Origin of the sequence: Streptomyces sp. MUSC 14 (genome assembly GCF_001866675.1) — a bacterium.
Taxonomy (GTDB): domain Bacteria; phylum Actinomycetota; class Actinomycetes; order Streptomycetales; family Streptomycetaceae; genus Streptomyces.
The window spans coordinates 182,162-206,436 of sequence record NZ_MLYN01000014.1; the positions used below are offsets into that span (position 1 = coordinate 182,162).

General features: G+C 73.0%; 18 protein-coding genes and 6 pseudogenes. 13 read left to right on the top strand and 11 right to left on the bottom strand.

The genetic code is table 11. The features are described from left to right. Positions 1-31 precede the first annotated feature (31 nt). The 3 genes and pseudogenes from BIV25_RS08275 (at position 32) to BIV25_RS54045 (ending at position 2,692) form a co-directional block, all read left to right on the top strand. Entirely contained in the window at positions 32-1,387 is a 1,356-nt protein-coding gene (locus BIV25_RS08275; protein WP_071371511.1) for an FAD-binding protein, read from the top strand. A gap of 239 nt (positions 1,388-1,626) precedes the next feature. After that, positions 1,627-2,292: pseudogene (locus BIV25_RS08280) on the top strand (hypothetical protein); the annotation flags it as partial. 94 nt (positions 2,293-2,386) lie between these two features. Further along, positions 2,387-2,692 carry a chaplin gene (locus tag BIV25_RS54045; RefSeq protein ID WP_071371578.1) on the top strand — a complete coding sequence of 102 codons (306 nt, stop codon included), beginning with the start codon at positions 2,387-2,389 and terminating at the stop codon, positions 2,690-2,692. 158 nt (positions 2,693-2,850) lie between these two features. On the opposite strand, the gene BIV25_RS08290 is transcribed toward BIV25_RS54045, so the two are convergent. The 3 genes and pseudogenes from BIV25_RS08290 to BIV25_RS50850 form a co-directional block, all read right to left on the bottom strand. After that, positions 2,851-4,017 carry an acyltransferase gene (locus BIV25_RS08290; RefSeq protein ID WP_071371513.1) on the bottom strand — a complete coding sequence of 389 codons (1,167 nt, stop codon included), beginning with the start codon at positions 4,015-4,017 and terminating at the stop codon, positions 2,851-2,853. A gap of 369 nt (positions 4,018-4,386) precedes the next feature. Then, a pseudogene (locus BIV25_RS46560) lies at positions 4,387-4,750 on the bottom strand (sugar phosphate isomerase/epimerase family protein); the annotation flags it as partial. Between the two features lies 1 nt (position 4,751). Further along, positions 4,752-5,051: pseudogene (locus BIV25_RS50850) on the bottom strand (2-keto-myo-inositol dehydratase); the annotation flags it as partial. A 191-nt stretch (positions 5,052-5,242) separates the two neighbouring features. Between BIV25_RS50850 and BIV25_RS46565 the strand changes: the two are divergent. Beyond that, positions 5,243-6,060 (top strand): annotated as a pseudogene (locus BIV25_RS46565) (LacI family DNA-binding transcriptional regulator); the annotation flags it as partial. Between the two features lie 41 nt (positions 6,061-6,101). On the opposite strand, the gene BIV25_RS08305 reads toward BIV25_RS46565, so the two are convergent. Next, positions 6,102-7,751: an amidohydrolase gene (locus BIV25_RS08305; RefSeq protein ID WP_071371516.1), complete on the bottom strand. Its 1,650-nt coding sequence runs from the start codon at positions 7,749-7,751 to the stop codon at positions 6,102-6,104. A 266-nt stretch (positions 7,752-8,017) separates the two neighbouring features. On the opposite strand from BIV25_RS08305, the gene BIV25_RS08310 reads away from it, so the two are divergent. From BIV25_RS08310 to katG, 3 genes are all read left to right on the top strand, one after another. After that, the gene (locus BIV25_RS08310) at positions 8,018-9,187 is read left to right on the top strand and encodes an abortive phage infection protein (protein ID WP_071371517.1); all 1,170 of its coding nucleotides are present in this window, start codon (positions 8,018-8,020) and stop codon (positions 9,185-9,187) included. Between the two features lie 352 nt (positions 9,188-9,539). After that, positions 9,540-9,977 (top strand): Fur family transcriptional regulator, encoded by a 438-nt coding sequence (locus BIV25_RS08315; RefSeq protein ID WP_071371518.1) that lies wholly within the window; start codon positions 9,540-9,542, stop codon positions 9,975-9,977. A gap of 33 nt (positions 9,978-10,010) precedes the next feature. Further along, a complete protein-coding gene (gene katG, locus BIV25_RS08320) occupies positions 10,011-12,221 on the top strand; it encodes a catalase/peroxidase HPI (RefSeq protein WP_071371519.1) in 2,211 nt (736 codons plus the stop codon). An 89-nt stretch (positions 12,222-12,310) separates the two neighbouring features. Here the strand turns inward: katG and BIV25_RS08325 are convergent, their stop codons facing one another. Continuing rightward, positions 12,311-12,883, bottom strand: coding sequence for a heme-binding protein (locus tag BIV25_RS08325; protein ID WP_071371520.1), 573 nt, complete (start codon positions 12,881-12,883; stop codon positions 12,311-12,313). 276 nt (positions 12,884-13,159) lie between these two features. Here BIV25_RS08325 and BIV25_RS08330 point away from each other — a divergent pair, with 276 nt between their 5' ends. Both BIV25_RS08330 and BIV25_RS08335 read left to right on the top strand, forming a co-directional pair. Continuing rightward, positions 13,160-14,302 carry a sensor histidine kinase gene (locus tag BIV25_RS08330; RefSeq protein ID WP_071371579.1) on the top strand — a complete coding sequence of 381 codons (1,143 nt, stop codon included), beginning with the start codon at positions 13,160-13,162 and terminating at the stop codon, positions 14,300-14,302. Next, a complete protein-coding gene (locus BIV25_RS08335) occupies positions 14,299-14,952 on the top strand; it encodes a response regulator transcription factor (RefSeq protein ID WP_071371521.1) in 654 nt (217 codons plus the stop codon). Before BIV25_RS08330 ends, BIV25_RS08335 begins: the two co-directional genes overlap by 4 nt. A 51-nt stretch (positions 14,953-15,003) precedes the next feature. On the opposite strand, the gene BIV25_RS08340 is transcribed toward BIV25_RS08335, so the two are convergent. Together BIV25_RS08340 and BIV25_RS08345 are read right to left on the bottom strand one after the other, a co-directional pair. After that, positions 15,004-15,927, bottom strand: a complete 924-nt coding sequence (locus BIV25_RS08340) for a serine hydrolase (RefSeq protein WP_071371522.1) — start codon at positions 15,925-15,927, stop codon at positions 15,004-15,006. Next, complete coding sequence (locus BIV25_RS08345; protein ID WP_071371523.1) at positions 15,924-16,913, bottom strand: LysR family transcriptional regulator; 990 nt, start codon at positions 16,911-16,913, stop codon at positions 15,924-15,926. Before BIV25_RS08345 ends, BIV25_RS08340 begins: the two co-directional genes overlap by 4 nt. A gap of 130 nt (positions 16,914-17,043) precedes the next feature. On the opposite strand from BIV25_RS08345, the gene bla reads away from it, so the two are divergent. Beyond that, on the top strand, positions 17,044-17,982 hold the full coding sequence (bla, locus tag BIV25_RS08350) for a class A beta-lactamase (protein WP_079176500.1): 939 nt from the start codon (positions 17,044-17,046) through the stop codon (positions 17,980-17,982). Positions 17,983-18,335: 353 nt separating this feature from the next. Then, positions 18,336-18,732 (top strand): annotated as a pseudogene (locus tag BIV25_RS52465) (hypothetical protein); the annotation flags it as partial. A gap of 69 nt (positions 18,733-18,801) precedes the next feature. Here the strand turns inward: BIV25_RS52465 and sigJ are convergent. Further along, entirely contained in the window at positions 18,802-19,791 is a 990-nt protein-coding gene (gene sigJ, locus BIV25_RS08360; RefSeq protein WP_071371525.1) for an RNA polymerase sigma factor SigJ, read from the bottom strand. Between the two features lie 194 nt (positions 19,792-19,985). Between sigJ and BIV25_RS08365 the strand changes: the two genes are divergently transcribed. Then, positions 19,986-20,678, top strand: coding sequence for an NAD(P)-dependent oxidoreductase (locus BIV25_RS08365; protein ID WP_071371526.1), 693 nt, complete (start codon positions 19,986-19,988; stop codon positions 20,676-20,678). Between the two features lie 11 nt (positions 20,679-20,689). On the opposite strand, the gene BIV25_RS08370 is transcribed toward BIV25_RS08365, so the two are convergent. Then, complete coding sequence (locus BIV25_RS08370) at positions 20,690-21,082, bottom strand: VOC family protein (RefSeq protein WP_071371527.1); 393 nt, start codon at positions 21,080-21,082, stop codon at positions 20,690-20,692. Between the two features lie 77 nt (positions 21,083-21,159). After that, a pseudogene (locus tag BIV25_RS54240) lies at positions 21,160-21,957 on the bottom strand (amidohydrolase family protein). Positions 21,958-22,065: 108 nt separating this feature from the next. On the opposite strand from BIV25_RS54240, the gene BIV25_RS52480 reads away from it, so the two are divergent. Then, complete coding sequence (locus tag BIV25_RS52480; RefSeq protein WP_256255669.1) at positions 22,066-22,623, top strand: hypothetical protein; 558 nt, start codon at positions 22,066-22,068, stop codon at positions 22,621-22,623. Between the two features lie 20 nt (positions 22,624-22,643). On the opposite strand, the gene BIV25_RS08385 is transcribed toward BIV25_RS52480, so the two are convergent. Then, a complete protein-coding gene (locus tag BIV25_RS08385; protein ID WP_256255670.1) occupies positions 22,644-24,206 on the bottom strand; it encodes a N,N-dimethylformamidase beta subunit family domain-containing protein in 1,563 nt (520 codons plus the stop codon). Positions 24,207-24,275: the final 69 nt, after the last annotated feature.

Here is a 24,275-nt window from a genome sequence, read left to right on the forward strand (position 1 = left end):
GCCCGCCGCCTCCGTCTGATGTGATTCCGGCATGACGCAGGCCCATGACCTCGCCGCCCGCTTCGGCCCGGCCCTGGACACCCGCCCCGAGACGCTGGCCGCGTCCGCGCGGGACTTCGGCCACCTCGTGGCGCGGACACCGCTCGGCGTGCTGCGCCCGGAGTCCGTCGCCGGGATCACGGAGCTGCTGGAGTTCACCGGCCCCCGGGGCATCCCGGTGAGCGTGTACGGCGGCGGCCACTCGATGTACGGCCAGGGGCAGGCGGGCGGCGGGGTCGTGCTGGACCTGCGCCCGATGAGCCGGATCGGTGACGTCGCCGACGGCCAGATCACCGTGGGGGCCGGCGTGACGTGGCGGGAGGTACTGGCCACCACCCTGCCGCACGGGCTCACACCCCCGGTCCTCACGGACTACCTCGGCGCGAGCGTCGGCGGGGTCCTGTCGGCGGGCGGGCTCGGCGGCGCCGCCCACCGGCACGGACTGGTCGCGGACCAGGTCCTGGAGCTGGAGGTGGTGACCGGAGCCGGGGAGCACCGCGTCTGCTCGCCCGACCGGGACCCGGCGCTCTTCCACGCCGTGCTCGCGGGCCTCGGCCAGTGCGCCGTCATCGTCACCGCCACCCTGCGCCTCGTCCCCGCGCCCGCCCGGGTCCGCCGCTACTGCCTCTTCTCCACCGATCCCGCCCGCTACCTCGACGACCAGCGCATGCTCGCCGAGGAGCCGCGCTTCGACTACCTGGAGGGCCAGGCCCGCCCGGCCGAGCAGGGCGGATGGCAGTACATGACCGAGGCGGTGGCCCCACACACGGACGGGCTCGCGCCCGACGACGGGGCGTTGCTCGACGGCCTCTCCCACGACCCCGCCACCGTGGAGACGACCGACCTCTCCTACGCCGAGTTCGTGCACAGGGTGGACACGGACGAGGCGGTCCTCACCGAGACAGGGGAGTGGCTGCACCCGCACCCCTGGCTGAACCTGCTGCTCCCGCACGAGCGCGCCGCATCCGTGGTGCGTGCCGTACTCGCCGACCCGGCCTTCCAGGACCTGCGCGACACCGGCCTCGTCCTGCTCTACCCGCTGCTCTCCGAGCCGCTGCGCGCACCGCTCTTCCGCCGTCCGTCCGGCTCCGTCCTGCACCTGTTCGCCCTGCTGCGCACGGCCCCGCCCGACCGCCCCGGGACGGCCGAGGCCATGGTGGCCGCCAACCACAGGGCGTACGACCTCGCCCGGTCCGAGGGCGGCGTCGCCTATCCCGTCAATGCCCTGGCGATGACCGCCGCCGACTGGCGCGAGCACTTCGGGAGCGGATGGCAGACGCTCGCCGAGGCCAAGAAGCGCCACGACCCGCATCACATCCTGGCCCGGGGGCACGGTCTGCGGTTCTGAGAGCTCCCGCGGTTCCGAGCGTTCGCCGTCTGAAGGTTCTGGCTCCCGAAGGCTTTCGCAGCTGCCGGACGAGAAGCCGCACGAGACCGAGATGCCCGGGAGCCGCGCTCGCCGCCCTGGCCGCGCTGCTCCCCCTTCCCCTCGCCCGCACCCCGGCCGCCGCCCCCGCCGTCGACGGCGACACCTCGACCCGCTGGTCCAGCCGGTTCTCCGACCCGCAGTGGCTCCAGGGCTCGGTCGGCGGCTGGCAGGTGTTCGTCCCGAGCGAGCGCACGAACGCCCGAGGCGTCTCGTGGCCGCGCACTCCCGGCACGTCCCTCTCACTCGACCCGTTCTATGTCGTGAAGCCGGGCGCCACGGCGGCCACGTGACCCGCCCCGACACCGTCGTCCTCGGACTCGGCCTCGCCACGCCGGTCCCGGCGGGCGGCGTCGACGCGATGCACGGGGCGGACGTCGACGGCGGACGGCTCGCGGGCTTCCTCATCGACGCGGGCCCCGGCCTCGCCACCGACTCGGTCGTCGTGAACAGCAACGACGTGATCATCGACCACACCTGGCTCTGGCGCGCCGACCACGGCCTCACCGTCGACGGCGGCGACGTGCTCGCCACCGGCCTCGTCGTCGAGCACTTCAACAAGCACGACGTCTACTGGAGCGGGGAGCGCGGCCGGACGATCTTCTTCCAGAACGAGCAGGCCTACGACGCCCCGAACGCGGCCGCCGTCACCCGTCACGAGGCCTGGGCAGCTACTGCACCTGCACGGCCGGTCCCTCGGTCGTCCGGGCCGACGGCTTCGAGGCCCCGGCATCAGACTGCACGACCTGCTCGTGATCTCGCCCGGCGGCAACGGCCAGTACGCCCACGCCGAAGGCGATGTCCTTCCCCCGACCTGTACTCCATGATCGCGCGGCCCCCGAACGGCGTACCCGGAGAGGCGGACGGTGCGGCGTGCGGGTGTGATGGAAGGCGCCCCTTCGTCAACCAGTGAGGCAGATCATGCGTCTTCGCAGTTTCGCGACAACGGCCGTGCTCGCAGTCTTCCTTGCCGTGGGGGGCTCGGCGACGGCCTTCGCGGCCGGCCCGGGCCCGACGACCGGTAGCGCCGGCAACAACCCGGGCCCGACGACCGGTAGCGCCGACAACCCGGGCCCGACGACAGGTACCGCCGGCAACAGCCCGGGTGTCATCTCCGGCGACGTCATCCAGGTCCCGATCGGCATCGACGCCAACGTGTGCGGCGACACCATCGACCTGATCGGTCTGCTGAACCCGGCCAGCGGGAACACCTGCTCCATCAAGTGACGCCGCCCGTGCGCCGGCTCCCGCAGGGCGGGAGCCGGCGCACGGCTGTTCAGAACCGCCCGGTGCGACGGAAGGGGACCAGGGGGCGTCTTTTGGGTCACCCCGGCCGGCTCAGACCCTGACACGGCGCCAGGACGCCGGCGGCTCGCGGCGGTGGCTCAGTCTCTCGCCGCCGCCTGGGCCTCACGGGGGGCCGGCGCCTTGGCCGGGTGGCGGCGGCGCAGCAGCAGCTGTCTCGCCGGGAGCTCCACCAGCTCGTAGAGAAGCCAGGACAGGCCGAGCGAGAGGGCGAACACGGTCGCCGTGACCGCCGTCGCCGCCAGGCCGCCGAAGTGCGGCTTGATACCCAGCAGGTGCGTCCCGGCGCGCAGCACCAGCAGATGGACCATGTAGAAGGCGAAGGACAGCTCGCCCAGCCGCACCATCCGGCGGCCGCGCCACATCGACGGCAGCCCCTTCAGGTCCGCGTTCGCCGCCGCCGGGATCAGCAGGGTGAAGCCGATGATCGTGCACATGGTCGCCGAGTAGCCGAGCGGGGCCTGCGGGACCAGGAAGTAGCCGATGATCGCCAGGGCGAGGGAGGCCTCCAGGCCGGGTCCGCGCCAGCGGCCGAGCAGGACCAGCCGCGCGGTGACCGCGCCGAGGATGAACTCGGGCAGCCGGGCGGCCGGGAACGAGTACAGCGCGTAGGTCCACCAGTGCTCGGAGTCGGCCCGGGAGATCACCACGATCGCCACCAGCGACAGCCCGCCCAGCGCGACCGAGCCGCGCACGCCGAGCCGGCGCAGCAGCAGGATCAACAGCGGGAAGGAGGCGTAGAAGAAGGCCTCGCAGGCCAGCGACCAGCTGACCGGGTTGAGCGTCTGCCACCAGGGTCGCCACCAGGAGTGCAGCAGGAGCACATTGGCCACCGCCTGCTTCGGCGTCGGCTGCGCGTTGTTCTCCAGCGTGAGCGCCAGCAGGAACGCGAGGCCGACGGTGACGAGGTGGACCGGATAGATCCGGGCGACGCGCCGCCGCCAGAAGCCGAGTGCCCGGTCGTGGGGTCTTGCCGACCAGGTCAGTACAAACCCGGACAACACGAAGAAGAACGACACTCCGGTGGCACCGGAGCTGAAAGCCCAGTACACCAGGCTGCCTCCGGTGCCACCGAAGTAGCCGAAGTTGTTCACGTGCAGTCCGAACACGAGCAGCGCTGCCATCCACCGCAATCCCGTCAGGGACGGCAGTGAGGTGTTGGGGGTGCGCGGGGAGTCCCTGGCGGTGGTCTCACCGTCAGGGGAGTGCGGCGTCGTCCGGATCGTCCGGGTCGTCGCCGTGGTCATCGAATCACCTGCCGCAGAGGATTGGCGTGGGGCATGAAGGGGAACGTTGCCCGTTCACCTCCGATCATGTGCGTCACATGGCAAACATCACACCGTTGCCGAACGACGCACCCTTCTGTATGCCACGGACGGCCGGGCTCGTGCACCCTTACGGGTGACGACACGCCGCACTGTATTGATCGTCACAATTGGCGTAAACATACCGACACTGAGTGCCCGAAATCTCCGCATAATCAACGCAATTATAGGGAACGGCGAAGCGGCCTGTGCCGTCGCGCGGGTCACTTGAGGAAAAGGTAATTACTAGGAAGGAATTACACAGGAAAAACCGCGCGGGAGGAACTGTGCGGGCAGTTCCTTCCTCGCATCGTCGAACTTCAGCGCGCGCAGCGTTGCCGAAGAACGCGTCCCAGTCCACCTCGCCCTGCCCGAGTCCGCGATGTGCACGTGCTTCAGTCTGTCGCCCGTATAACGCGTCATCGCCGCGATGTCCGCCGTCGGATCCGCGCCCGACAGATGGAAGGAGCACGATGCCCTCACGCTCGAACAGCGTCAGCAGTTCCTCCTGCGAGCGCCGGAACGCCGCCTCGCTCTCCGCGGCCTTTGCGGAGCGGCCGTTGAACTCCGAGTTCATCAGCGGACATCCGAGCTCCGCGGTGATATCGATCATCCGCTTCCAGCAGCGGACCGCCGCCTGCCGCTCCGACTCGTCCGGCGAGGACCACTCGTACAGCGACGATCACGGACAACTCGGCGTCCAGCCGGGAGAGTTCGGCCACGACATCGGCCGGGTTCGGCACACCCGCCGGCGGCGACTCGCCGAACCGGCGGACAAGGTCGGCGTTGTCCCCGCCGACGTAGGCGACGTGCCCGGTGTCCAGGCACAGGTTCAGGTTCGTGTACCGGACGTCCGAGTCGTTCAGCAGCAGCCGGCTCAGCCGGTCGGCGGCCTTGCCGAACCCGGCCCACCGTCCGGCGCTCAGCTCGGGCGGCTCGGTGAACGTGCCGGTCTTCTCGTCCCGGTACATCGGCGGTGAGCATCTCGTCCCACACCTACGGGCGGTGCAGCGCACCGATGGCGCCGTTGCCATGGTGTGTGCCCTTAGGGGAGAAGGTCGGCTGGAGGTGGGGAAGTCGAAGCCCGCGGTGGCAACAGAACGGCCCAGAGCGGCCGGTCAGGGGTACTGGCGCGCTCTCGTGCGAGTGCGATGCCCCCTGTCCAAATGTCATGTCAATAGCCGACGAGATCGGCTACCGGCCGGACAGCGCCGCCCGGCTCCTCGCGCGGGGGCGCAGCCGGACCGCCGGCGTGCTGTTCACCGCGCACCAGATCTTCCAGTCGGACCTGATCGAGGGCATCCATCCGGACGCCGAACGCCTCGGCTACGACGTGCTGTTGTCGGCCGTCGCCCAGGGCCGCAGCGAGGCGCTGATCCTGCTGGGTCCCGGGTCCGAGCCCGCCCGGCGTGCCGCCGTCGTCTCCGTCGGCGCCGGGTGCCCCGCTCGGGGATCGACTCGGTGCACACGGCCGAGGGCAAGGGCGTCCGGCAGGCCATGGAGCACCCGCTGGAACTCGGGCACCGCCGCATCGTGCACATCGACGGCGGGCGCGGTCCCGGGCCGGCCGAGCGGCGCCGGGCCGGACTCCAGGCCGAGAAACGGGTGATCCCCGGCGACCACACCGAGCGGTCCGGCATCGGGACGGGCCGGCTCCTGCTGGCGGAACGGGACGCGGGCGTGCCGCTGCCGACGGCCGTGCTCGCGGGCAACGACCGCAGCGCCATGGGGTTGTTGATGACTCTGGCGCGGTCCGGTGTCGAGGCGCCCCGGGCCCTCTCCGTCGTCGGCTCCGACGACAGCCGTCTCTCCCATCTGATGCCGATCGGCCTGACGACCGTACGGCAGGACGCCGGACTGATGGCCGAACACACGGCCCGGTTCGCGGCGGAGCGGTTGGAGCGGCCTGAACTGACCTGGCGGCAGGCCGAGTTGGATCCCGAGGGCTCGTCGTGCGGGGGGACCAGCGGACCGCCGTCCTCATGAGCGGGCAGGTGAGTTGGGGACGCTGGTGACCGGGTGACGGGCTACCGCGCGTCGGCGGGCGTGACGAGGCGGCCGGCGACGAAGGTGTGGGTGGGGCCGAGGTCGCGCAGGCTGTCACCGGTGCAGCGGGCGGGGTCCTGGTCCCAGACGGTGAGGTCGGCGTAGCGGCCGGGGGTGAGCGTGCCGCGCAGGTGCTCCTCGCCGAGGAGACGGGCGGCGTTGGTGGTGTGCAGGGCGAGGGCCTCGTCGTAGGTGATGGCGTGTTCGGGGCCCTTGACGCCGATGACGGTCTGCCGGGTGGTCATGCCCCACACCGAGCGCATGGCGCCGAACCGGCCGACGGGGAAGTCGGAACCGGCGCTGACCTCGGCACCCAGGTCGATCCAGCCCCGGGCCGGGAAGAGGCGTGCGACGCGTTCCGGGCCCCAGAAGCCCTCCTCCACCCCGGCGGTGTCGTGCAGCAGCGGCTGCTGGATGGTGACGGGGATGCCCAGCGCCACGGCCCGGGCCCGCTGTGCGGGACCGGCCAGACCGCCGTGCTCCATCACCAGCGTGCCGACGGGCAGACCCGGGTTCCGGGCCAGAACGCGTTCGTAGACGTCCAGCAGGACGCGGACCGCGCGGTCGCCGTACGCGTGCGTGCCGACCCGCCAGCCGCGGCGGACCACGGCCTCGACGGCCTCCACCAGTGCCTCGGGCTCCCAGATCAGCGTGCCGGAGAAGGCGTGGTCGCAGGCGTACGGCTCCTCGGTGGCCCCGGCCTCCAGACCGCCGTCGAGGCCGAACTTCACGCCCCACACCCACAACCCCGCGTCGGAGCGGGAACGCCAGTCCTCCATCACGTCGAGCAGATCCTCCACCTGGGCCGCGCTGGTCATGCCGAGCGCCGAGATCAGGGCCCGCACCCGGATGTCGAGCGCCCCGGCCTCGCGGGCGGCCAGGAGCGCCCGGTAGTCGTCGGGGGTGACCGCGCAGTCGCGCACGGTGCCGATGCCGGTCGCGGCGTACCGGGCGCCCGCGACACGCAGCCCGTCGACGCGCTGCGCCAGGTCCGGGGCGGGGAGCAGACGCTCGACCAGGCGCAGGGCGTTGTCGACCAGCCGCCCGTTGAGCCTGCCGTCGGCGTCGCGGCCGATGACACCGCCCGGCGGTACGGGCGTGTCCTCGGTGATGCCCGCCAGGCGCAGTGCGTAGCGGTTGACGACGTCGTTGTGACCGCCCCGCTTGACCAGCACCGGGTGCCGGCCGGTGGCCCGGTCGAGCTCGGCCGCGGTGGGCATGCGCCGCTCGGCCAGGTTCAGTTCCTGCCAGTTGGTGGTCGTACGGATCCACTCGCCCTCGGGGGTGCGCTCGGCCCGCTGCCGGATCAGGTCCAGGAACTCGGGGATGGTGCGCGCCCGGTGCACGGGCACGTCGTGGGCGCCGAGGGCCGCGTAGATCAGGTGGGTGTGCGTGTCGTCGAACGCGGGCAGCACCGTGGCTCCCGGCAGGTCGTGGACCGTGGTGCGTGCGCCTGCCCAGTCGTCGAGGCCGTCCGGGTCGGGCGAGAGGGCCGCGATACGGCCGCCGCGCACGGCGAGCGCCCGCTGCGGCGCCTGGCCGGGCACCTGTGTGTGCACCGCGCCGGCCCGGATCAGCAGATCGGCGCCCTGGTCGGTCCGGTCGGTCGTGCTCGTCTTCTGCGTCGCCATCTCACATCCACCGTCGTCTCGAAGTCGTCGTGACCACTCCGTTGTACGACCGGATTGACGGTTCATGGATATGGGAAGCCATCGCGCACAGGAATCGCGTCACGCTTACGGTGTCGCATGCGGATCATGCGCCAAACCTCTCGGCCTCGGCAGCGGTCGTGGCGACCGAGGCCGCGACTTTCGGTGCCGGACCGACATCCTTGGACCCCGTGCCGTAGACCGTCGGCGGACGGTGCCGGTGGGGGGTTGCCCGGCAGGGTGGCCGTATGCAGAGGACCAAGGGGATCAGACGCGCACAGTTCCTGGCCGGTATGGCGTCCGCCGGGCTGGCCGCGGCCGTGCTGCCGTCGGCTCCGGCCCGGGCCGCCGAGGACGGTCCGGCCGGCCCGGCCCGCGACGTGCGGCGCGGACTGCGCCACCGGGGCGTCGTGTACACCGTGGGGGAGGGCGGGACACCGGGGACGGCGTTCAGCACGGCCCGTATGAGCAAGGACATCCGGACGATCCGAGACGAGCTGCACGCCGACACCGTGGACGTCACCGGGGACGGAGTGGAGCGCCTGACGGCCACGGCCGCCGAGGCGGCGGAGCGGGGGCTGCGGGTCTGGCTCCAGCCGACCCTCGGCGACGTGCCCGAGCGGGACATCCTGGAACACCTGGCCGAGACCGGCCGGTTCGCCGAGCGGCTGCGCCGGCAGGGCGCCGCCGTCGACCTCAGTGTGGGCTGCGAGTTCTGGCTGTTCGTGCCCGGCATCGTCCCCGGCGCCGACGTCTACGAGCGCATCCGCAACCTGCTCGACGGCAGGGTGGACCCCGTCGCGATGCAGCGCCGTCTGGACCGCTTCACGGCGCGGGCGGCCGCGGTCGGCCGGTCCGTGTTCCGCGGCCGGCTCGCCTACGCCGCCGCGCAGGACGACCAGGTCGACTGGCGCCTCTTCGACATCGTGGGCATCGACTACTACTCGTACTTCCCCCACCGGGCCGACTACGTGCGGGAGTTGAGCCGCTGTACGCGGTGGGGCAAGCCGGTCGCCGTCACCGAGTTCGGGACCTGTGCGTACGTCGGCGCGCCGAAGACCGCCGGCATGGGCTGGGACATCGTGGACCGCACCGAGGTCCCGCCGGAGATCAAGGGCGACCTGGTCCGCAGTGAGCGCACCCAGGCCGCCTACCTCACCCAACTCCTCGATGTCTTCGAGTCGTTGGGCCTGTACGCGGCGATGGCCTTCGAGTTCGTGACGCCCGACCTCCCGCACCGTCCGGGCGATCCGCGGCACGACCTCGACCTGGCGAGTTACGCGATCACGAGGACCGTCAAGGACCGCCCGGACGACCCCGCCTCCGGCTGGCACCGGGAACCGAAGGAGGCCTTCCACGCCCTGGCCCGCCGCTACGGGTACGCCGGGGCGGGCCACCGCCGCACCGGCGGCGCCTGACCTCGTACCGGCCCCGTCCGGCGTCGACCGGTGCGGCTCCGGCTCACCCCTTCGGGCGATGTCCCGGCTTGCCGTCCGGTCCTGGGCGAGCCGGGGCCGGATGATGCGGGCATGCCCCCGACCGGCCTCCGGACCGTCCCGGCCCGCTGCGCCGGGCGCCAGCATGCTCATGCCGGCCCGACGGGCGACGCCGGAGCAAACGTGAAAGCACATACGACGGCACACGTCGGGGCGGGTGTGCGAGCGGGTGTGCAGGCTGACGCCCAGATGACCGGCGGGCTGCGGATCGCCACCAAAATTGCATGCCTCGTTTTCTTGAACCCTTCGTGTTTGTGGGGGTAGGTTCGGCTTCATGACCGCCTCCCCGACCCCGACCACCGCCGAGGAGCTCCGCGGTGCCGGCCTGCGCGTGACGGCAGCCCGCGTCGCGCTGCTGGAGACCGTCCGGGACGGCGACCACCTCGGCGTCGAGGCGATCGCCTCCGGGGTCCGTGCCCGCGTGGGCCACATCTCCCTGCAAGCTGTCTACGAGGCTCTTCACGCCCTGACCGCGGCGGGTCTGGTCCGCCGTATCGAGCCGGCCGGACACCCGGCCCGGTTCGAGGGGCGTGTGGGTGACAACCACCATCACATCGTGTGCCGGTCGTGCGGTGCCGTCGTCGACGTCGACTGCGCCGTCGGCGACGCGCCCTGTCTGACCGCCGCCGACGACAGCGGCTTCGCCATCGAGGAGGCCGAGGTCGTCTACTGGGGCACTTGCCCCGACTGTTCCACCGGCCGCAGTTCCTGAGCACCGAGTTCCGCACAGTTCGGAAGGAATGCCATGACTGAGAACATCGACGCCAACGTCGCAGACGCGAAGGCGGAGGGCGGCTGCCCGGTCGCCCATGGCCGCGCCGCGCACCCGACCCAGGGCGGTGGAAACCGCCAGTGGTGGCCGGAGCGGCTCAACCTGAAGATCCTTGCCAAGAACCCGGCCGTGGCCAACCCGCTCGGCGAGGACTTCGACTACCGCGAGGCCTTCACCTCCCTGGACCTCGCCGCGGTGAAGCGTGACATCGCCGAGGTGCTCACCACCTCGCAGGACTGGTGGCCCGCCGACTTCGGCAACTACGGCCCGCTCATGATCCGTATGGCCTGGCACAGCGCCGGTACGTACCGCATCAGCGACGGCCGCGGCGGTGCCGGCGGCGGTCAGCAGCGCTTCGCCCCGATCAACAGCTGGCCGGACAACGCGAGCCTGGACAAGGCCCGCCGTCTGCTGTGGCCGGTGAAGAAGAAGTACGGCAAGTCGATCTCCTGGGCCGACCTGATGGTCCTCACGGGCAATGTGGCGCTGGAGACGATGGGCTTCAAGACCTTCGGCTTCGCCGGCGGCCGCGTCGACGAGTGGGAGCCCGACGAGGACGTCTACTGGGGTCCCGAGACCGTCTGGCTGGACGACAAGCGCTACACCGGCGACCGTGAGCTGGAGAACCCGCTCGCCGCGGTCCAGATGGGTCTGATCTACGTCAACCCCGAGGGCCCGAACGGCAACCCGGACCCGATCGCCGCGGCCCGCGACATCCGTGAGACCTTCCGCCGCATGGCCATGAACGACGAGGAGACCGTCGCCCTCATCGCCGGTGGCCACACCTTCGGCAAGACCCACGGCGCCGGTCCGGCGGACAACGTCGGCGCCGACCCCGAGGCCGCCCCGCTGGAGCAGATGGGCCTCGGCTGGAAGTCCGGCTACGGCACGGGCGTCGGCAAGGACGCCATCACCAGTGGCCTGGAGGTCACCTGGACCGAGACGCCGACGGCGTGGAGCAACAACTTCTTCAAGAACCTCTTCGAGTACGACTACGAGCTGACCCAGAGCCCGGCCGGCGCCAACCAGTGGGTGGCCAAGGACGCTCCGGAGATCGTCCCGAACGCGTTCGACGCGTCGAAGAAGCAGCGCCCGACGATGCTCACCACCGACCTGTCGCTGCGCTTCGACCCGATCTACGAGCCGATCTCGCGCCGCTTCTACGAGAACCCCGAGGAGTTCGCGGACGCGTTCGCCCGCGCCTGGTACAAGCTGACGCACCGCGACATGGGCCCGGTCGTCCGCTACCTCGGCCCGGAGGTACCGGGCGAGGAGCTGCTGTGGCAGGACCCGCTGCCGCAGCGCACCGGTGAGGTCATCGACGCCGCGGACGCCGCCTCCCTCAAGGAGCAGATCCTCGGCACGGACCTCACGGTCGCGCAGCTGGTCTCCGCCGCCTGGGCCGCGGCCTCCTCCTTCCGCGGCAGCGACAAGCGCGGCGGCGCCAACGGCGGCCGCATCCGCCTGGAGCCGCAGCGGAACTGGGAGGTCAACAACCCGGACGAGCTGGCCCATGTGCTGCGTGTCCTGGAGGGCGTGCAGGAGTCCTTCAACGCCAAGGGCGGCAAGCAGGTCTCGCTGGCCGACCTGGTCGTGCTCGCCGGCTCCGCGGCCGTCGAGAAGGCGGCCAAGGACGGCGGCGTCGCCGTCGAGGTGCCGTTCACGCCGGGCCGGGTCGACGCCTCGCAGGAGCAGACGGACGTCGAGTCGTTCGCCGCGCTGGAGCCGGCCGCCGACGGCTTCCGCAACTACGTCGGCAAGGGCAACCGCCTGCCGGCCGAGTTCCTGCTGGTGGACAAGGCGAACCTGCTCCGGCTGAGCGCGCCCGAGCTGACCGTCCTCGTCGGCGGTCTGCGCGTCCTCGGCGCCAACCACAACGGCTCCAAGCACGGTGTCCTCACCGACCGGCCGGGCACGCTGACGAACGACTTCTTCGTCAACCTGCTCGACCTGGACACCGAGTGGAAGTCGACCTCCTCCGCGCAGGACGAGTTCGAGGGCCGTGACGCCTCCGGCGCCGTCAAGTGGACCGGCACCCGGGCCGACCTGGTCTTCGGCTCGAACTCCGAGCTGCGGGCCGTCGCCGAGGTGTACGCCAGCGACGACGCGAAGGAGAAGTTCGTCAAGGACTTCGTCGCCGCGTGGGTCAAGGTCATGAACGCGGACCGGTACGACCTCGTCTGAGGCCGATCCGGCTCGCCTGAACAGCTCGAAGGGACGTCCGGGCCCGCCCAGCAGGGCGGACCCGGACGTCCTGTCCGTTTCCCGGTGCGTCAGCGGCCGAGAACCGCAGCGCCCGCCTGCGCGTACCGCTCGTCCAGATCACCGGACGGAGCCCCCGCGACCCCGATGCCCGCGACCGGCGCGCCCTTGGCGGTCACCGGCGCGCCGCCCGCGAGGAACAGCGTGCCCGGGATGTCCTTCAGGGCCGGCGCCTGCGCCAGCCGCTTGGCCAGCTCCGAGGTGGGCGCGTTCCAGGACACGGCGGTGTACGCCTTGAGCTCGGCGGACTCGTACGACTGCGGGCCGGCCCCGTCCCCGCGCAGGGTGACCAGGGCGTTGCCGCCCCGGTCGACGACGGCCACCGAGACCTGCCGGCCCTCCTTCGCGGCGGCGTCCAGCGCGGCCCGCGCCGCCTTCTCGGCCGCGGCCAGCGTCAGGTGCGTGCTCTGGGTGAGGTCCCCGCCGCGGGCCGCCACCGGAGCGGACGCGGAGGCGGAGGCGGCGCCGGTGGAGTCTGCGGCGTTGGCGGCGACCGTACCGACGACACCCGCGCCGATCACGGCAAGGGCGGCACCGCCGACGAGGACACGGGTACGGCGGGAGGGCTTCCTACGGCTGGACATGACGAGCAACCTTCCTGTGCAGGTGAGTCGGGGGAACCGGGTCCGGAACCAGGTCGGGAACCAGGTAAGGAACCGCTTCCGCCATCGATCCTCGGCCCGGATCCGCCCGCACCCCGTCGCCGGACCGGTCGTCCCCGGGGTCATCCGATCGGATGACCCCGCAGGCGCGGGACCAGGGAACAATGGAAGGTGTTTGCCCAGTTCAGAGCGGTTTCCAGGGAGGTGTGAGCGGTGCCCGTACCCGAGCGGGACGACGCCCGTGCCCTCACCGTCGTCATGCACACGGCGTTCTTCGTGCTGCTGGCCGCCTCCCTCGCCCGGTACCTGGCCCGGCATGCCGAAGGCCCCCACACCCCCTGGATCATCGCCCTGTCCGCGCTGCTGGCGGTGCTCTACGTCCTCGGCCCCGCCCTCGGCACCCGCCCCAGCCCGCGCCGCCTGACCTGGCTCGCGCTCGTCGTCGCGACGTGGGCCGTCCTCGTCGTCCTGGCCCCGAGCTTCGCCTGGTGCGCGGTCCCGCTGTTCTACACCGGCCTGCGCACCCTCCCGCCGCGCGCCGCGCTCCCGCTGGTGGCGCTGCTGACGGCCCTCGCGGTGGCCGCCCAGCTCAGCCTGGCCGGCTGGCCCGACCCGAACGTGCTGCTCGCGCCGCCCGCCGTGGCCGCCGTCGCCGCCACGGTGTTCGTCGTCATGCAGCGCCAGGCCGCCCGCCGGGACGCCCTGATCGACGACCTGGTCCGCACCCGGCGCGACCTCGCCGCCACCGAGCGGCGCGAGGGCACCCTCGCCGAACGCGAACGGCTCGCCCGCGAGATCCACGACACGCTCGCCCAGGGCCTGTCCAGCCAGCGGATGCTGCTCCAGGCCGCCGACCGGCTGTGGGACACCGCGCCCGGCACGGCCCGGGGCCACGTCCGCGCCGCGGCGGCGATCGCCGAGCGGAGCCTCGCCGAGGCCCGCCGCTTCGTCCACGACCTCACCCCGGCCGACCTCGCGGAGGGCGGCGGCCTGCTCCAGGCCCTGTGCGCCGTCGCCGCGCGCGAGACGACCCCCGCGCTCACCGTCCGCGTCCAGAGCGAGGGCACCCCGTCGGACCCGCTCCCCGCTCCCGTCGAGTCGGCTCTGCTGCGCATCGCCCAGGGCGCCCTCGCCAACGTCCGCGAACACGCCCGTGCCACGACCGCCACCCTCACGCTGACCTGCCTGGACGACGAGATCGTCCTGGACGTCACGGACGACGGCCGGGGCTTCGACCCGCACGGGCGGGAGGTCCGCGAAACAGCGACGGACGAACAGCGCGGCCACGGTCTGCCCGCCATCCGCGCCCGCCTGCGCCAGCTGGGCGGCACCCTCACCATCGAGTCGGCACCGGGCGAGGGCACCGCCCTGTCGGCGGCGATCCCCCTGGAGCCCCGATGACCACCGTCCCGCAGCCGGCCGCCCCGGCACCGGTCCGCATCCTCGTCTGCGACGACCACGCCGTCGTACGCGCCGGGCTGCTGGCCCTGCTGCACAGCGCCCCCGACATCGAGGTCGTCGGCGAGGCGGGCGGCGGCGAGGAGGCGCTCGCCCTGGCCCGCAGGACCGCCCCCGACGTCGTCCTCATGGACCTCCAACTCGGCCCCGGCATCGACGGCGTGGAGACCACCCGCCGCCTGCGCACCCTCACCCCCGCCCCGCACGTACTCGTCCTCACCACCTACGACACCGACGCCGACGTCACCCGCGCCGTCGAGGCGGGCGCCACCGGCTACCTCCTCAAGGCGGAACGTGCCGAGGACCTCTTCACGGCGATCCACGCGGCGGCCCAGGGCCGCCCGGCCCTCTCCCCGCCCGTGGCCGACCGCGTCCTGTCCCGCCTGCGCAACCCCCGCCCCGCGCTCACCCCGCGCGAACGCGACATCCTCGCCCACCTCTCCCAGGGCCTGCCCAACCACGCCATCGCCAAGGCCCTCTACATCAGCGAGGCCACGGTCAAGACCCACCTCCGCCGCATCTACGACAAGCTGGGCGTGGACACGAGAGCAGGGGCGGTGGCGGTGGCGAAGGAGCAACGACTGCTGTCGTGAACGTTCGGCGGCGCGTCAACGGCCCTGTCACGCACCGGAGTCCGGAATCCCTCACCTTCGCAACGCCTCGAACGCCGACCTCCCCGCGACCCCGATCGCCCAGTCGACATCCGCGGCGACACCCGCCCGGCGCCCCGCACGCGAGAGCGCCGCGATCGCCACCCTGTCCCCCGACGCGGCCTCCACCACCCCGATCTCGTGCCGCAGATGGAGAAACGTCCCGGTCTTCCCGCTCCACCGCAGCGTGTCCGCCCGCAGCTCGCTCGCCAGCCGCTGGGTGAAGACCTGCAACCCCATCAGCCGCCGCAGCTCGGCCGTCGCCGCGGGAGCGGAGATCTCGTCGCACCAGACGCGCCCCAACAGCTCCACGAGCGCCGCCGCGGAACCGGTGTTGGCCCGCGCCGGGTCCAGGGTCTCGATGGTCTGCCGGTCCGTGCCCTCGTCCCGGACCGCCAGCTCCAGCGCGAGGGAGAAGTCGTTGCCGGCGGCACCCGCCGCGCACTCGTACATGTGGTTCATCCGATGCCGCATCCGCAGCTCCCCGCACCCCCAGGCGCGCAGCCGCGCGTCCACCTCCGCCACCGGCACCAGATCGAGCAGGGCGTCCGCGGCGGCGTTGTCGCTCACCGACAGCATCGACAGCAGCAGGTCGCCGACGGCCACCGTCGCCGGGTGACGGAACGCCGCCAGCCCGGTGGAGCCGACGCTGGTGCGGGCCGGGTCGAGCGTCACCGGGTGCCCGGGGTCGAGGTCCCCGGCCGCGATCCGGTCCAGCACGACGAGCGCGAGCGGAACCTTCACCACGGATGCGAGCGGCATCAACTCCTGTACTCCGAAACCGAGTTGTTCACCGGTGTCGAGATTGCGGGCGAGGAACGAACCCCGTACGCCGAGCGCCGCCCACTCCGCGGCGATGGCCTCGGCCACGTCCGTCAGCGCGCTGTCGTCGCCCACGTACACCACCGCCGCGCTCATCCGCGTGCCGCCAGCCGCACCGGAAGGTCATCGGCCGCGCCGGCCCGCGGCCCGCCCGCCCCGTCACCGGCGCCCCCGTATCCGGTGGCTCCCACGGCCGACGCCAGCAGCCCGGCCAGCCAGCCCGGCACCGCCGCCGTACCGCACCGCTCCGCAGCCGCTCTCACCTCGTACCCCCGGTGCAGCGACCGGTCGGCCAACGGCAGCCAGTCGGCCCCGTTCTGCCGCGCGAACGGCTCGGCGCACAGCAGCAGCGCCCGGCCGGCCAGGGTCTCGGCGAGCGCGGCGGCCGCGGGCCCGGCCGGCCGGAACCGGCCCGGTGGCAGGCCCGCCCGGGCGACGGTGCGCTCCAACCGGTCCTCGTGGTACGGCACGTGGTCCTCCGGCAGGGTCAGCACCGGCAACGCGTCGGCAGTCCGGCCGCCGCGGGCACGGCGCGGCCGCAGCTCTTCCAGATGGAGCGCACGCCGGGAGCCCCCGAGGGGAAGGTCCGCGGCGTCGGGCGCCGCCGCGACTCCGAGCGGTACCCGCAGTGTCCCCTGTTCCGGCGGCACCCGCACCAGCGCATAGGCGAGTGAGCCGTCGGACAGCCCCGACAGCCGCTCCTGAGGCGGCAGTTCACGCACGCCGAGGCTCACCCCGCGGTCGGTGCCGGCGCGGATGGCGCGGGCCAGTGCCGCCGGGGCGCAGTGCGCGGGCACGCCGACGGCGCGCACCCGGACCCGCCCGGCCGTCTCGGCGACCTGCCGCAGCCGCTGGGCCCGGTCCAGTACGTCGCGCGCGTAGGGCAGCAGCAGCACTCCCAGCTCGGTCGTGGTGATCTGGCGCCGGGAGCGGTCGAACAGCAGGCCGCCGAAGTGGTCCTCCAGCGTCTTGATGCGGCGGCTGAGCAGCGGCTGGGCGATGCCGAGCCGGTCGGCCGCGCGGGAGAAGCTCGCCTCGTCGGCAGTCGCGACGTACGCGTCCAGGTGCGCCAGGAGATCCATGCCGCACTCATATCAATAAGGCATGGCATGTTCAAAGTTTCCTCTTGGACATGAATGGTGTCCGGCTGTTTCGCTGTCCCCGTCGAAGATCCAGGAAGCCGGCGACGGCTCGACCGGGAGGACCGTGCCCATGACCAGCCCCGAGCACCCCGACCACCCCCACACCCTGGCCCGGCGCGGCCTGTTCAGGGCGGGCCTCGCCGTCGGCGCCGCCGCTGTGACGGCCGGTGCCCTCGCCGCCCCCGCCGCGTCGGCCACCCCCCGCGCCCGACAGCGGGACGAGGAAGCCGAGTTGAACGAACTGGAGCAGCGGCACGGCGCCCGGCTCGGGGTGTTCGCCCGCAACCTGCGCACCGGGCGAACGGTGTCGCACCGGGCGGGGGAGCGGTTCGCGATGTGTTCGACGTTCAAGGCGTTCGCCGCCGCGGCCGTCCTGCGCGACCACGGCGACTGCGCCCCGCCGGACAAGCTGATCCACTACCCGCCGCACGACATCCTGCCCCACTCGCCGCGTACCGCCGAGCACGTGGACACGGGCATGACCGTCGCGGACGTGTGCGCGGCGGCGATCCGGTACAGCGACAACGCGGCGGGCAACCTGCTGCTGCGCGAGATCGGCGGCCCTGCCGGGCTCACCCGCTTCTTCCGCTCGCTCGGCGACGAGGCGAGCCGCCTCGACCGGTGGGAGCCGGACCTGAACGGCGCGGTCCCCGGCGACCTGCGCGACACCACGACCGCCGAGGCGCTCGGCGGCAGCTTCGCACGGCTGACCCTGGGCCGCGCGCTCGCCGGGGCCGACCGGGCGCGGCTCGTCGGCTGGCTGAAGGGCAACACCACGAGCGGCGCGCGGTTCGGTGCGGGGCTCCCGCGCGACTGGGTCCTCGCGGACAAGACCGGCACCGGCGACTACGGCACCGCCAACGACATCGGCGTGGCCTGGACGACCCGCGGGACCCCGCTGCTGCTGACCGTGCTGTCGGCCGGGACCGTTCAGGACGCACCGGCGGACGACGCCCTCGTCGCCGAGGCGGCGCGCATCCTGGCCGGCGCGCTCGCACCGGGCGAGTAGCCGCCGTTCCCCGCGTTCGCTGGTCTGTCATGTGAATTCAGATCATGTACATGACCAGTTGGCGCGTGCGCGGCTCCTCTCCGACGTCGTGGAGGCGGAGCGCGGAAAGCGCTTTTCCCTCTGCCTTCACGATGTCACGCCCGGCAGCGGAGTTCGCCCCCTCGTATTCCTCGAATCCCGCGCCACCGGGCCAGACTTGAGGAGACAAGCCGAAGCAACTGGGGCCAGCCGTTCGCGTGCGCCGGTCTGCTCGCCGGCACGCTCGCAGGGTTCTCCGGCACCACGGCGCAAGCGGCGACCGCCGGTACGCGGCCCCCCGCTGCCGCCCCGTGCTGTACGTGGCCCCGAGCGGCACCGACACGGTCACGATCCCGGCCGGGAGCAACGGCACCTCCGGCGCACGCACCACGCTGTCCGCGGGCGAGGCCCCGGTGCTCAACTTCTCGGGCCAGAGCGAGAGTTCGTCCCACCGCGGCATCCAGCGTCTCCCACAACAACATCGACGACGGCTGGGACCTCTACACCAAGAACGACACCGGTGCCATCGGCCCGGTCACCACCGAGTACTCCCTGTCGTACGGCAACGGGACGCTCGCCGACGGCACCACGAACGCCAACGGGGACCGCAACGGCTACCAGCTCGGCGGCGACGACATCGCGGTCGACCACGTCGTGCGGCACGACATCGCCTACAAGAACGGCCACCACGGGTTCACCTGCAACAGCAACCCGGGCACGATGACGATCTCTTGGGTGTTCCGCCTCGGACGGCCACCTCGTGGTGGCCTTCGGCGGCAAGGCCGTGACGCCGTGACGGCGCTACGGCCGCGGAGGTGTCCCGTCCGGCGGCACGGCCGGCAGCTTGTCCGGGTTGGTGACGAGGTAGACGTCGCGGACCCGTTCGCCGTCCGGGTCGAGGTCCATGACCATGACCGCGTGCGGGGAGCCGTCCTCGAACACCACGACGGCCGCGTCGCCGTTGACGTCCCGGTGGCGGAACTCCAGTCCCGCCGCCGAGCGCGCGGCATAGCCGGTCAGCGCGCGGGCCACCTTGTCCCGGCCGCGGATCGGGCGGGGTGCCGCCTGTGCCTTGCCGCCGCCGTCCGTCCACAGGGTGGCCTCGGGCGCGAGGATCTCCAGCAGCGCTCCGAGATCACCGCCGAGCGCCGCGGCGACGAACCGCTGCGTCGCCTGCCGGCGGACCCGGGGACGCACCTCGTACCGGGGGCGGCGGGCGCGCACCCGGGTACGGGCGCGGTGCGCGAGCTGCCGTACGGCCGCGGGGCTGCGGCCGAGGATGTCCGCGATCTCGGGGTGCGGGTAGCCGAACACCTCGTGCAGGACGAACACGGCCCGTTCCAGCGGGGTCAGGGTCTCCAGCACGACCAGCATCGCCAGCGAGACCGACTCGGTGCGCACAGCCTGCTCGGCGGCGTCCCCGCCGGCCGCCGGGGCGTCGGCGCCGTCCGTGAGCAGGGGTTCGGGCAGCCACGGGCCGACGTACGTCTCGCGCCGCCGGGCGATCCGGGCCCGCCGCGCGAGCGCGTGCCGTACGGCGATCCGCACCAGGTAGGCGCGCGGATGTGTGATCTCCGCCGCCCGTCCGCCGTCTCCGGCGTCCGCGCCGTCTCCTTCTCCCTCCGCCCGGCCCGTCCGGCCCGCCCACGACAACCAGGTCTCCTGGAGCACGTCCTCGGCGTCGGCGACGGTGCCCAGCATGTTGTACGCCACCGCGAACAGCAGTTCACGGTGGGCGAGGAAGGCCTGTGTGGCGGTGTCCGTCCCCGCGGGCGTCCGCTGGTCGGCCATGGTGTCTCCCTCTCCCCACGTCCTGACGTCGTCCGTACGGCGACTCTCCCCACCCAGAGGGCCGCGGTCCCCGGAGTGTGACATCGCGGGGCGGCATGTGCCGTAGGTCTCATCGCGCGCCGGCGCTGTCACACCCGCCGCCGTCCGGGCCCTCTCGGTCCACGGCAGCAGCACCCCGCAGTGAGGAGAAGCCCATGAAACTCGTCGTCTTCGGCGCGAACGGGCCGACCGGGAGGCAGGTCACCGCGCAGGCGACCGCCGCAGGTCACACGGTCACCGCCGTGACCCGGCACCCGGACGCCTTCCCGTCCGGCGGGCCCCGGCTGCGGATCGAGGCGGCCGACGTGCTGGACGGAACGGCGGTGGAGCGCGTCGTCGCAGGCCAGGACGGTGTGATCTCCGCTCTCGGCGTCCCGTACGGCCGAGCACCGGTCACGGTGTACTCGGCGGGACTCACGCACATCACCCGGGCCATGACCCTGCACGGCGTCCGCCGCCTGGTGTGCGTGTCCTCCACCATCATGTTCGACGTGCCGGCACCCGGGGAGGGCCTCTTCTTCCGGAAGGTGCTGGAGCCCTTCTTCGCGCGGGTCGTCGGGCGCACGGTCTACGACGACATGCGCCGCATGGAGGAGATCGTCCGGGGGAGCGACCGCGACTGGACCGTGCTGCGGCCCGCCGGTCTCTTCGACACCGACGAGGTGAGCGACTACCGGCTGGCGCCCGCCCGGCTGCCCGGACGGTTCACCTCCCGGGCCGACCTCGCGCACGCGCTGGTGCGCGAGGCCGTCACGGAGGGGCGTGTGCGGGCGTTCCTCGACGTCCGCACCAGCGAGGGCACCCCGCGCCTCCTCGACATGATCAGGAAGGAGGCGTTCGGCCGGTGACGGCGGCCCGGTTACGCCTTCGGCCAGCCCCCGTAGGGGACCGTGATCAGCTCCATGGCGTGACCGGCGGGATCCATGAAGTAGACGCCGCGGCCGCCGTCGTTGTGGTTGATCGCGTTCGGCTGCTGCCGGTGCGGGTCGGCGTAGTGCTCGATGCCGCGTTCCCGGATCTTCTGGTACGCGGCCTCGAACTCCTCCTCGGAGACCAGGAAGGCGTAGTGCTGTGTGGCGATCTGGCCCTCGGGGACGCTGGCGAAGTCCAGCGTGACGCCGTTGCTCAGGGCGACCGCGACGAACGGGCCCCACTCTCCCGCGATCTCCAGGCCGAGCAGTTCGGCGAAGAACCCGGCGGACTCCCGGTTGTCCCGGGCGTGGACGATGGTGTGGTTCAACTCGACGGACAAGGAATGCCTCCGGGGCATGTCCTGGCACCTCCATGCCTCACCCGGACGGTGACCGGCACGCGATGCCACTTCCGATCTTAGTCGGGCACGCGCCGATGCGTCGACGCCGGCCGGGTCGGCGAGGCCGGAGCCCGGACAGGGTCCACGGCCGGCCCCGTGAGGTCGGCCCGGCAGCCCGGTACGATCCGGCCGGCGCCGTCCGATTCCCCGGCCGCCGCTGCCGCGTGGCTGGTACAGCCCTCCAGCGCCTGCAACGGGGTGAGTCCGGGCCGGTGGGCCGCGGCGCCCTTCGGCCGCCGGCGGGCGGTGGCGAGGACGGCCCGGACGTCGTGGTGCGCGATGGGCCAGTGCGAGCCGAGGGCGAGCGTGGCGCCCGCCTCGCGCAGGTCCCGCAGCCGCTAGGCGCGCCCGGCCCGGTCGCCGCCCAGCCTGCGCGACCACGCGACGGTGCCGTCGTCGCGCGTGTAACCGGTGTGCGGCGGCTGGAGTGAGGCCGTCACCCCCAACGTGGTGCAACGGGGCAGGAGTTCGTCGGGAGCGGTCTCGACGTGCGCGATCCGGTGGGCGCCGTACCTGCTCGGCCCGAGCGAGGCGACGGTGTCCAGGACATGCCGTACGGCGGCGTTCCCGATGGCGTGCGCGGCCGTGCGTACGCCGGCCGCGTGCAGGGTGCGGACGGCCTCGGCGCAGGCCCGCGGGTCCGGCCAACGCGGCGGTGCCCGGCCCGTGGCAGTCGGGGTGCTCCAGCCACGCCGTGCCGCCCTCGACCATGCCGTCCATGAAGAACCTGACGCCGCCGACCACCCCGTGCCGCCCGCCCCTGGAGCCGCACCGGTTCCCGCAGCGCGTCGGGGTCGGTGCCCGGCATGCACCACGGCGCGGACCGCAGCCGCAGCGGCAGCACCGTCTCGCGCGCCACCGCCTCCACCAGGTCGAGGTCGCCGCCGTCCGTCACATGGGCGCCGGTGACTCCCGTCGCGGCCATGGCGGACAGCAACTCCAGCAGCCGGGAGCGCCGTTCGTCGAGCGACGGCCGCGGTGCGCGGTCCGCCACCGGGTCCATCGCGGCGTGGGAACCGGTCCGCAGGCCCGGCGCGCCGGCCGGCTACGCCCCCCCGCACCCCGCCGAGGCCCTCGCGACCGTGGGCGAGGGGCGCGCCGACCGGGCCTTCGAAGTGGGGCTGACGGCGTTCATGAACCACGCACGGGCGGTGCGCGAGGGCGGCCGAGGGCGCTCCACGGGCGTGGTTACCGGCGAGTTTCCCAGTACCGCCAGTAACATGATCACCTTGACTCCGGATGTTACCCGTCAGTCAACCAGGCGTGTCCGTCGCGGCGCGCCCTGCCCGGAGATCTCGATGTCCTCTTCCCACGAAGCGCTGGAAAACGCGCGTCACACCTACGAGCAGCACGTGCGGACGTGCCGTCAGTGCCATGCCGACGGTGCGGCCTGTGCCGTGGCCAAGCTTCACCTGCGGGCCTACAACAACGCCCGCAGGGAGCACATGCGGTCCGGAGGGCAGGGCGCCCCGACAATCTGAGGGCAGTTCCTGATGAGGCGTCAGTCTCCGTACACCTCATGCACGTTGGCGTGCGGTGGCGGGGCGTGCCGGGCCGCCGGTCCGCGCGCGAACGTCCGCAGGAGGTTCTCCGTGGTGCGGGTGACGAAGGCCCGGGTGCGGGCGTCCATCCCGTGGTCGCGGCCGAGCACGCCGGTCCCGGCCACCAGGCCCTCCACCCAGCGCATGGTCCCGGTCGCGAACACACCCGACCCGGCGGCGGTCGTGTAGTAGGCCGAGTCGCTGTGGCCGGGCCGCCCGCCGCACACCAGCGGGGAGTGCGCGGTGATCTCCAGCGGGGCGGGCGTCGGTGCGCCGGGCGTGACCCGGTCGTACTCGACGCCGACGAGATGCGCGAAGCCGTCCCCGGAGCGCACGCCGGTGCCCTTGTACAGCCAGTGGCCGGCGGCCCGGACCACATAGGGCGCGTCGACCGGGTAGCCCTCGTAGAGCACCCCGGTCAGCGAGGACTCGGGGTCGGGCGCGGGCGGCAGCCGGTAGTCGGTGGTGACCAGCGCGGGCCGTGAGCCGTAGAGGGGGTCGGCGCGGCAGTCGGACTTGTAGCAGACCACCGTACGGTCGTCCGCCGCGTCCCCCGCCGCCAGGCGGATCCGCCGGAAGCACGTGTTGGCGCCGAGGAAGGCGATGTTGGTCCCCGCGTCGCGGGCGGCGGTGACATGGGCCCGCTGCTCGGGCGTCCAGTACTCGTCGTGCCCCAGGCAGACGACCGCGTGCGCGCCCCGCAGCACGCCCGGATCCCGGTGGACGTCGATGCCCGTGCTGTAGGCGAGGGGGACTCCGAGCCGCTCGGCCAGCACCACCAGCGCCCGCTCGTACACCAGGAACTTCTCCGCGCCGTCGGCGTCGTAGGGCCGGTCGAAGCTCACCGCGAGGGACCGGGCGGCGTACGCCCCGGACGCACCGGCGTACAGGCTGCTGCCGCCCCAGCGGTTGTACGCCTGCCAGGTCGCCGGGGCGTGCAGCAGGACCGTACGGCCCGCACCCTCGGTGGAGCGGACGATCAGCGGCACGTACCGCTGGTGGCCGGTGTCCGCCTCCAGCCGCAGCAGATACGCGCCCTCCGGCCACCCCGCGGTGTCCACGGCCAGGGCCGCCGGCCAGTCCGCGCGCACGGTGCGGGTGGCGGGCAGGACGCGCGGGGCCGGCCGGGCGCGGCCGGGTATGCGCGCCGACGCCCAGATCCGGCGGGCCTGCCGGCCGCCGTACCAGCCGACCCGGAACGCGGACACCCGGAACGACGCGGCGGTGGTCGACACATGCAGCGCGAAGGTCTCGCCCGGGGTCACGCTCACCCGGTCCGCGTACCCGGCCACCGCGTCCGCGGGGCCCGTCGGGCCCAGCCGCCACTCTGCCGTACCCGGTGCGTCCCGCTCCGACTCCGGCCGCAGCCGTCCGCCGGGGGAGGCGCCGGAGCGCGATTGCGGGGGCGCGGCCGTGCACGCGGCGGCCGTGCCGAGGCCGAGGCCCGCGCACACGGTGAGGAAGCGACGGCGGCCGAGTCCGGGGCCGTCGCGCGCGGGTGTGGGCTCGGGTTCCGGAGCCATGCCACCTCCCGGATGTGTCCGTGCCGGATACGTCCGTGCTCCAGCGTCCCGACACCCACGCGCCCGGCG

Excerpts from the sequence above, each read along its gene's own strand:
- BIV25_RS08275 (WP_071371511.1), top strand. The coding sequence starts at position 32 with ATGACGCAGGCCCATGACCTCGCCGCCCGCTTCGGCCCGGCCCTGGAC.
- BIV25_RS54045 (WP_071371578.1), top strand. The coding sequence starts at position 2,387 with ATGCGTCTTCGCAGTTTCGCGACAACGGCCGTGCTCGCAGTCTTCCTT.
- BIV25_RS08290 (WP_071371513.1), bottom strand. The coding sequence starts at position 4,017 with ATGACCACGGCGACGACCCGGACGATCCGGACGACGCCGCACTCCCCT.
- BIV25_RS08305 (WP_071371516.1), bottom strand. The coding sequence starts at position 7,751 with ATGGCGACGCAGAAGACGAGCACGACCGACCGGACCGACCAGGGCGCC.
- BIV25_RS08310 (WP_071371517.1), top strand. The coding sequence starts at position 8,018 with ATGCAGAGGACCAAGGGGATCAGACGCGCACAGTTCCTGGCCGGTATG.
- BIV25_RS08315 (WP_071371518.1), top strand. The coding sequence starts at position 9,540 with ATGACCGCCTCCCCGACCCCGACCACCGCCGAGGAGCTCCGCGGTGCC.
- katG (WP_071371519.1), top strand. The coding sequence starts at position 10,011 with ATGACTGAGAACATCGACGCCAACGTCGCAGACGCGAAGGCGGAGGGC.
- BIV25_RS08325 (WP_071371520.1), bottom strand. The coding sequence starts at position 12,883 with ATGTCCAGCCGTAGGAAGCCCTCCCGCCGTACCCGTGTCCTCGTCGGC.
- BIV25_RS08330 (WP_071371579.1), top strand. The coding sequence starts at position 13,160 with ATGCACACGGCGTTCTTCGTGCTGCTGGCCGCCTCCCTCGCCCGGTAC.
- BIV25_RS08335 (WP_071371521.1), top strand. The coding sequence starts at position 14,299 with ATGACCACCGTCCCGCAGCCGGCCGCCCCGGCACCGGTCCGCATCCTC.
- BIV25_RS08340 (WP_071371522.1), bottom strand. The coding sequence starts at position 15,927 with ATGAGCGCGGCGGTGGTGTACGTGGGCGACGACAGCGCGCTGACGGAC.
- BIV25_RS08345 (WP_071371523.1), bottom strand. The coding sequence starts at position 16,913 with ATGGATCTCCTGGCGCACCTGGACGCGTACGTCGCGACTGCCGACGAG.
- bla (WP_079176500.1), top strand. The coding sequence starts at position 17,044 with ATGACCAGCCCCGAGCACCCCGACCACCCCCACACCCTGGCCCGGCGC.
- sigJ (WP_071371525.1), bottom strand. The coding sequence starts at position 19,791 with ATGGCCGACCAGCGGACGCCCGCGGGGACGGACACCGCCACACAGGCC.
- BIV25_RS08365 (WP_071371526.1), top strand. The coding sequence starts at position 19,986 with ATGAAACTCGTCGTCTTCGGCGCGAACGGGCCGACCGGGAGGCAGGTC.
- BIV25_RS52480 (WP_256255669.1), top strand. The coding sequence starts at position 22,066 with ATGGCGGACAGCAACTCCAGCAGCCGGGAGCGCCGTTCGTCGAGCGAC.
- BIV25_RS08385 (WP_256255670.1), bottom strand. The coding sequence starts at position 24,206 with ATGGCTCCGGAACCCGAGCCCACACCCGCGCGCGACGGCCCCGGACTC.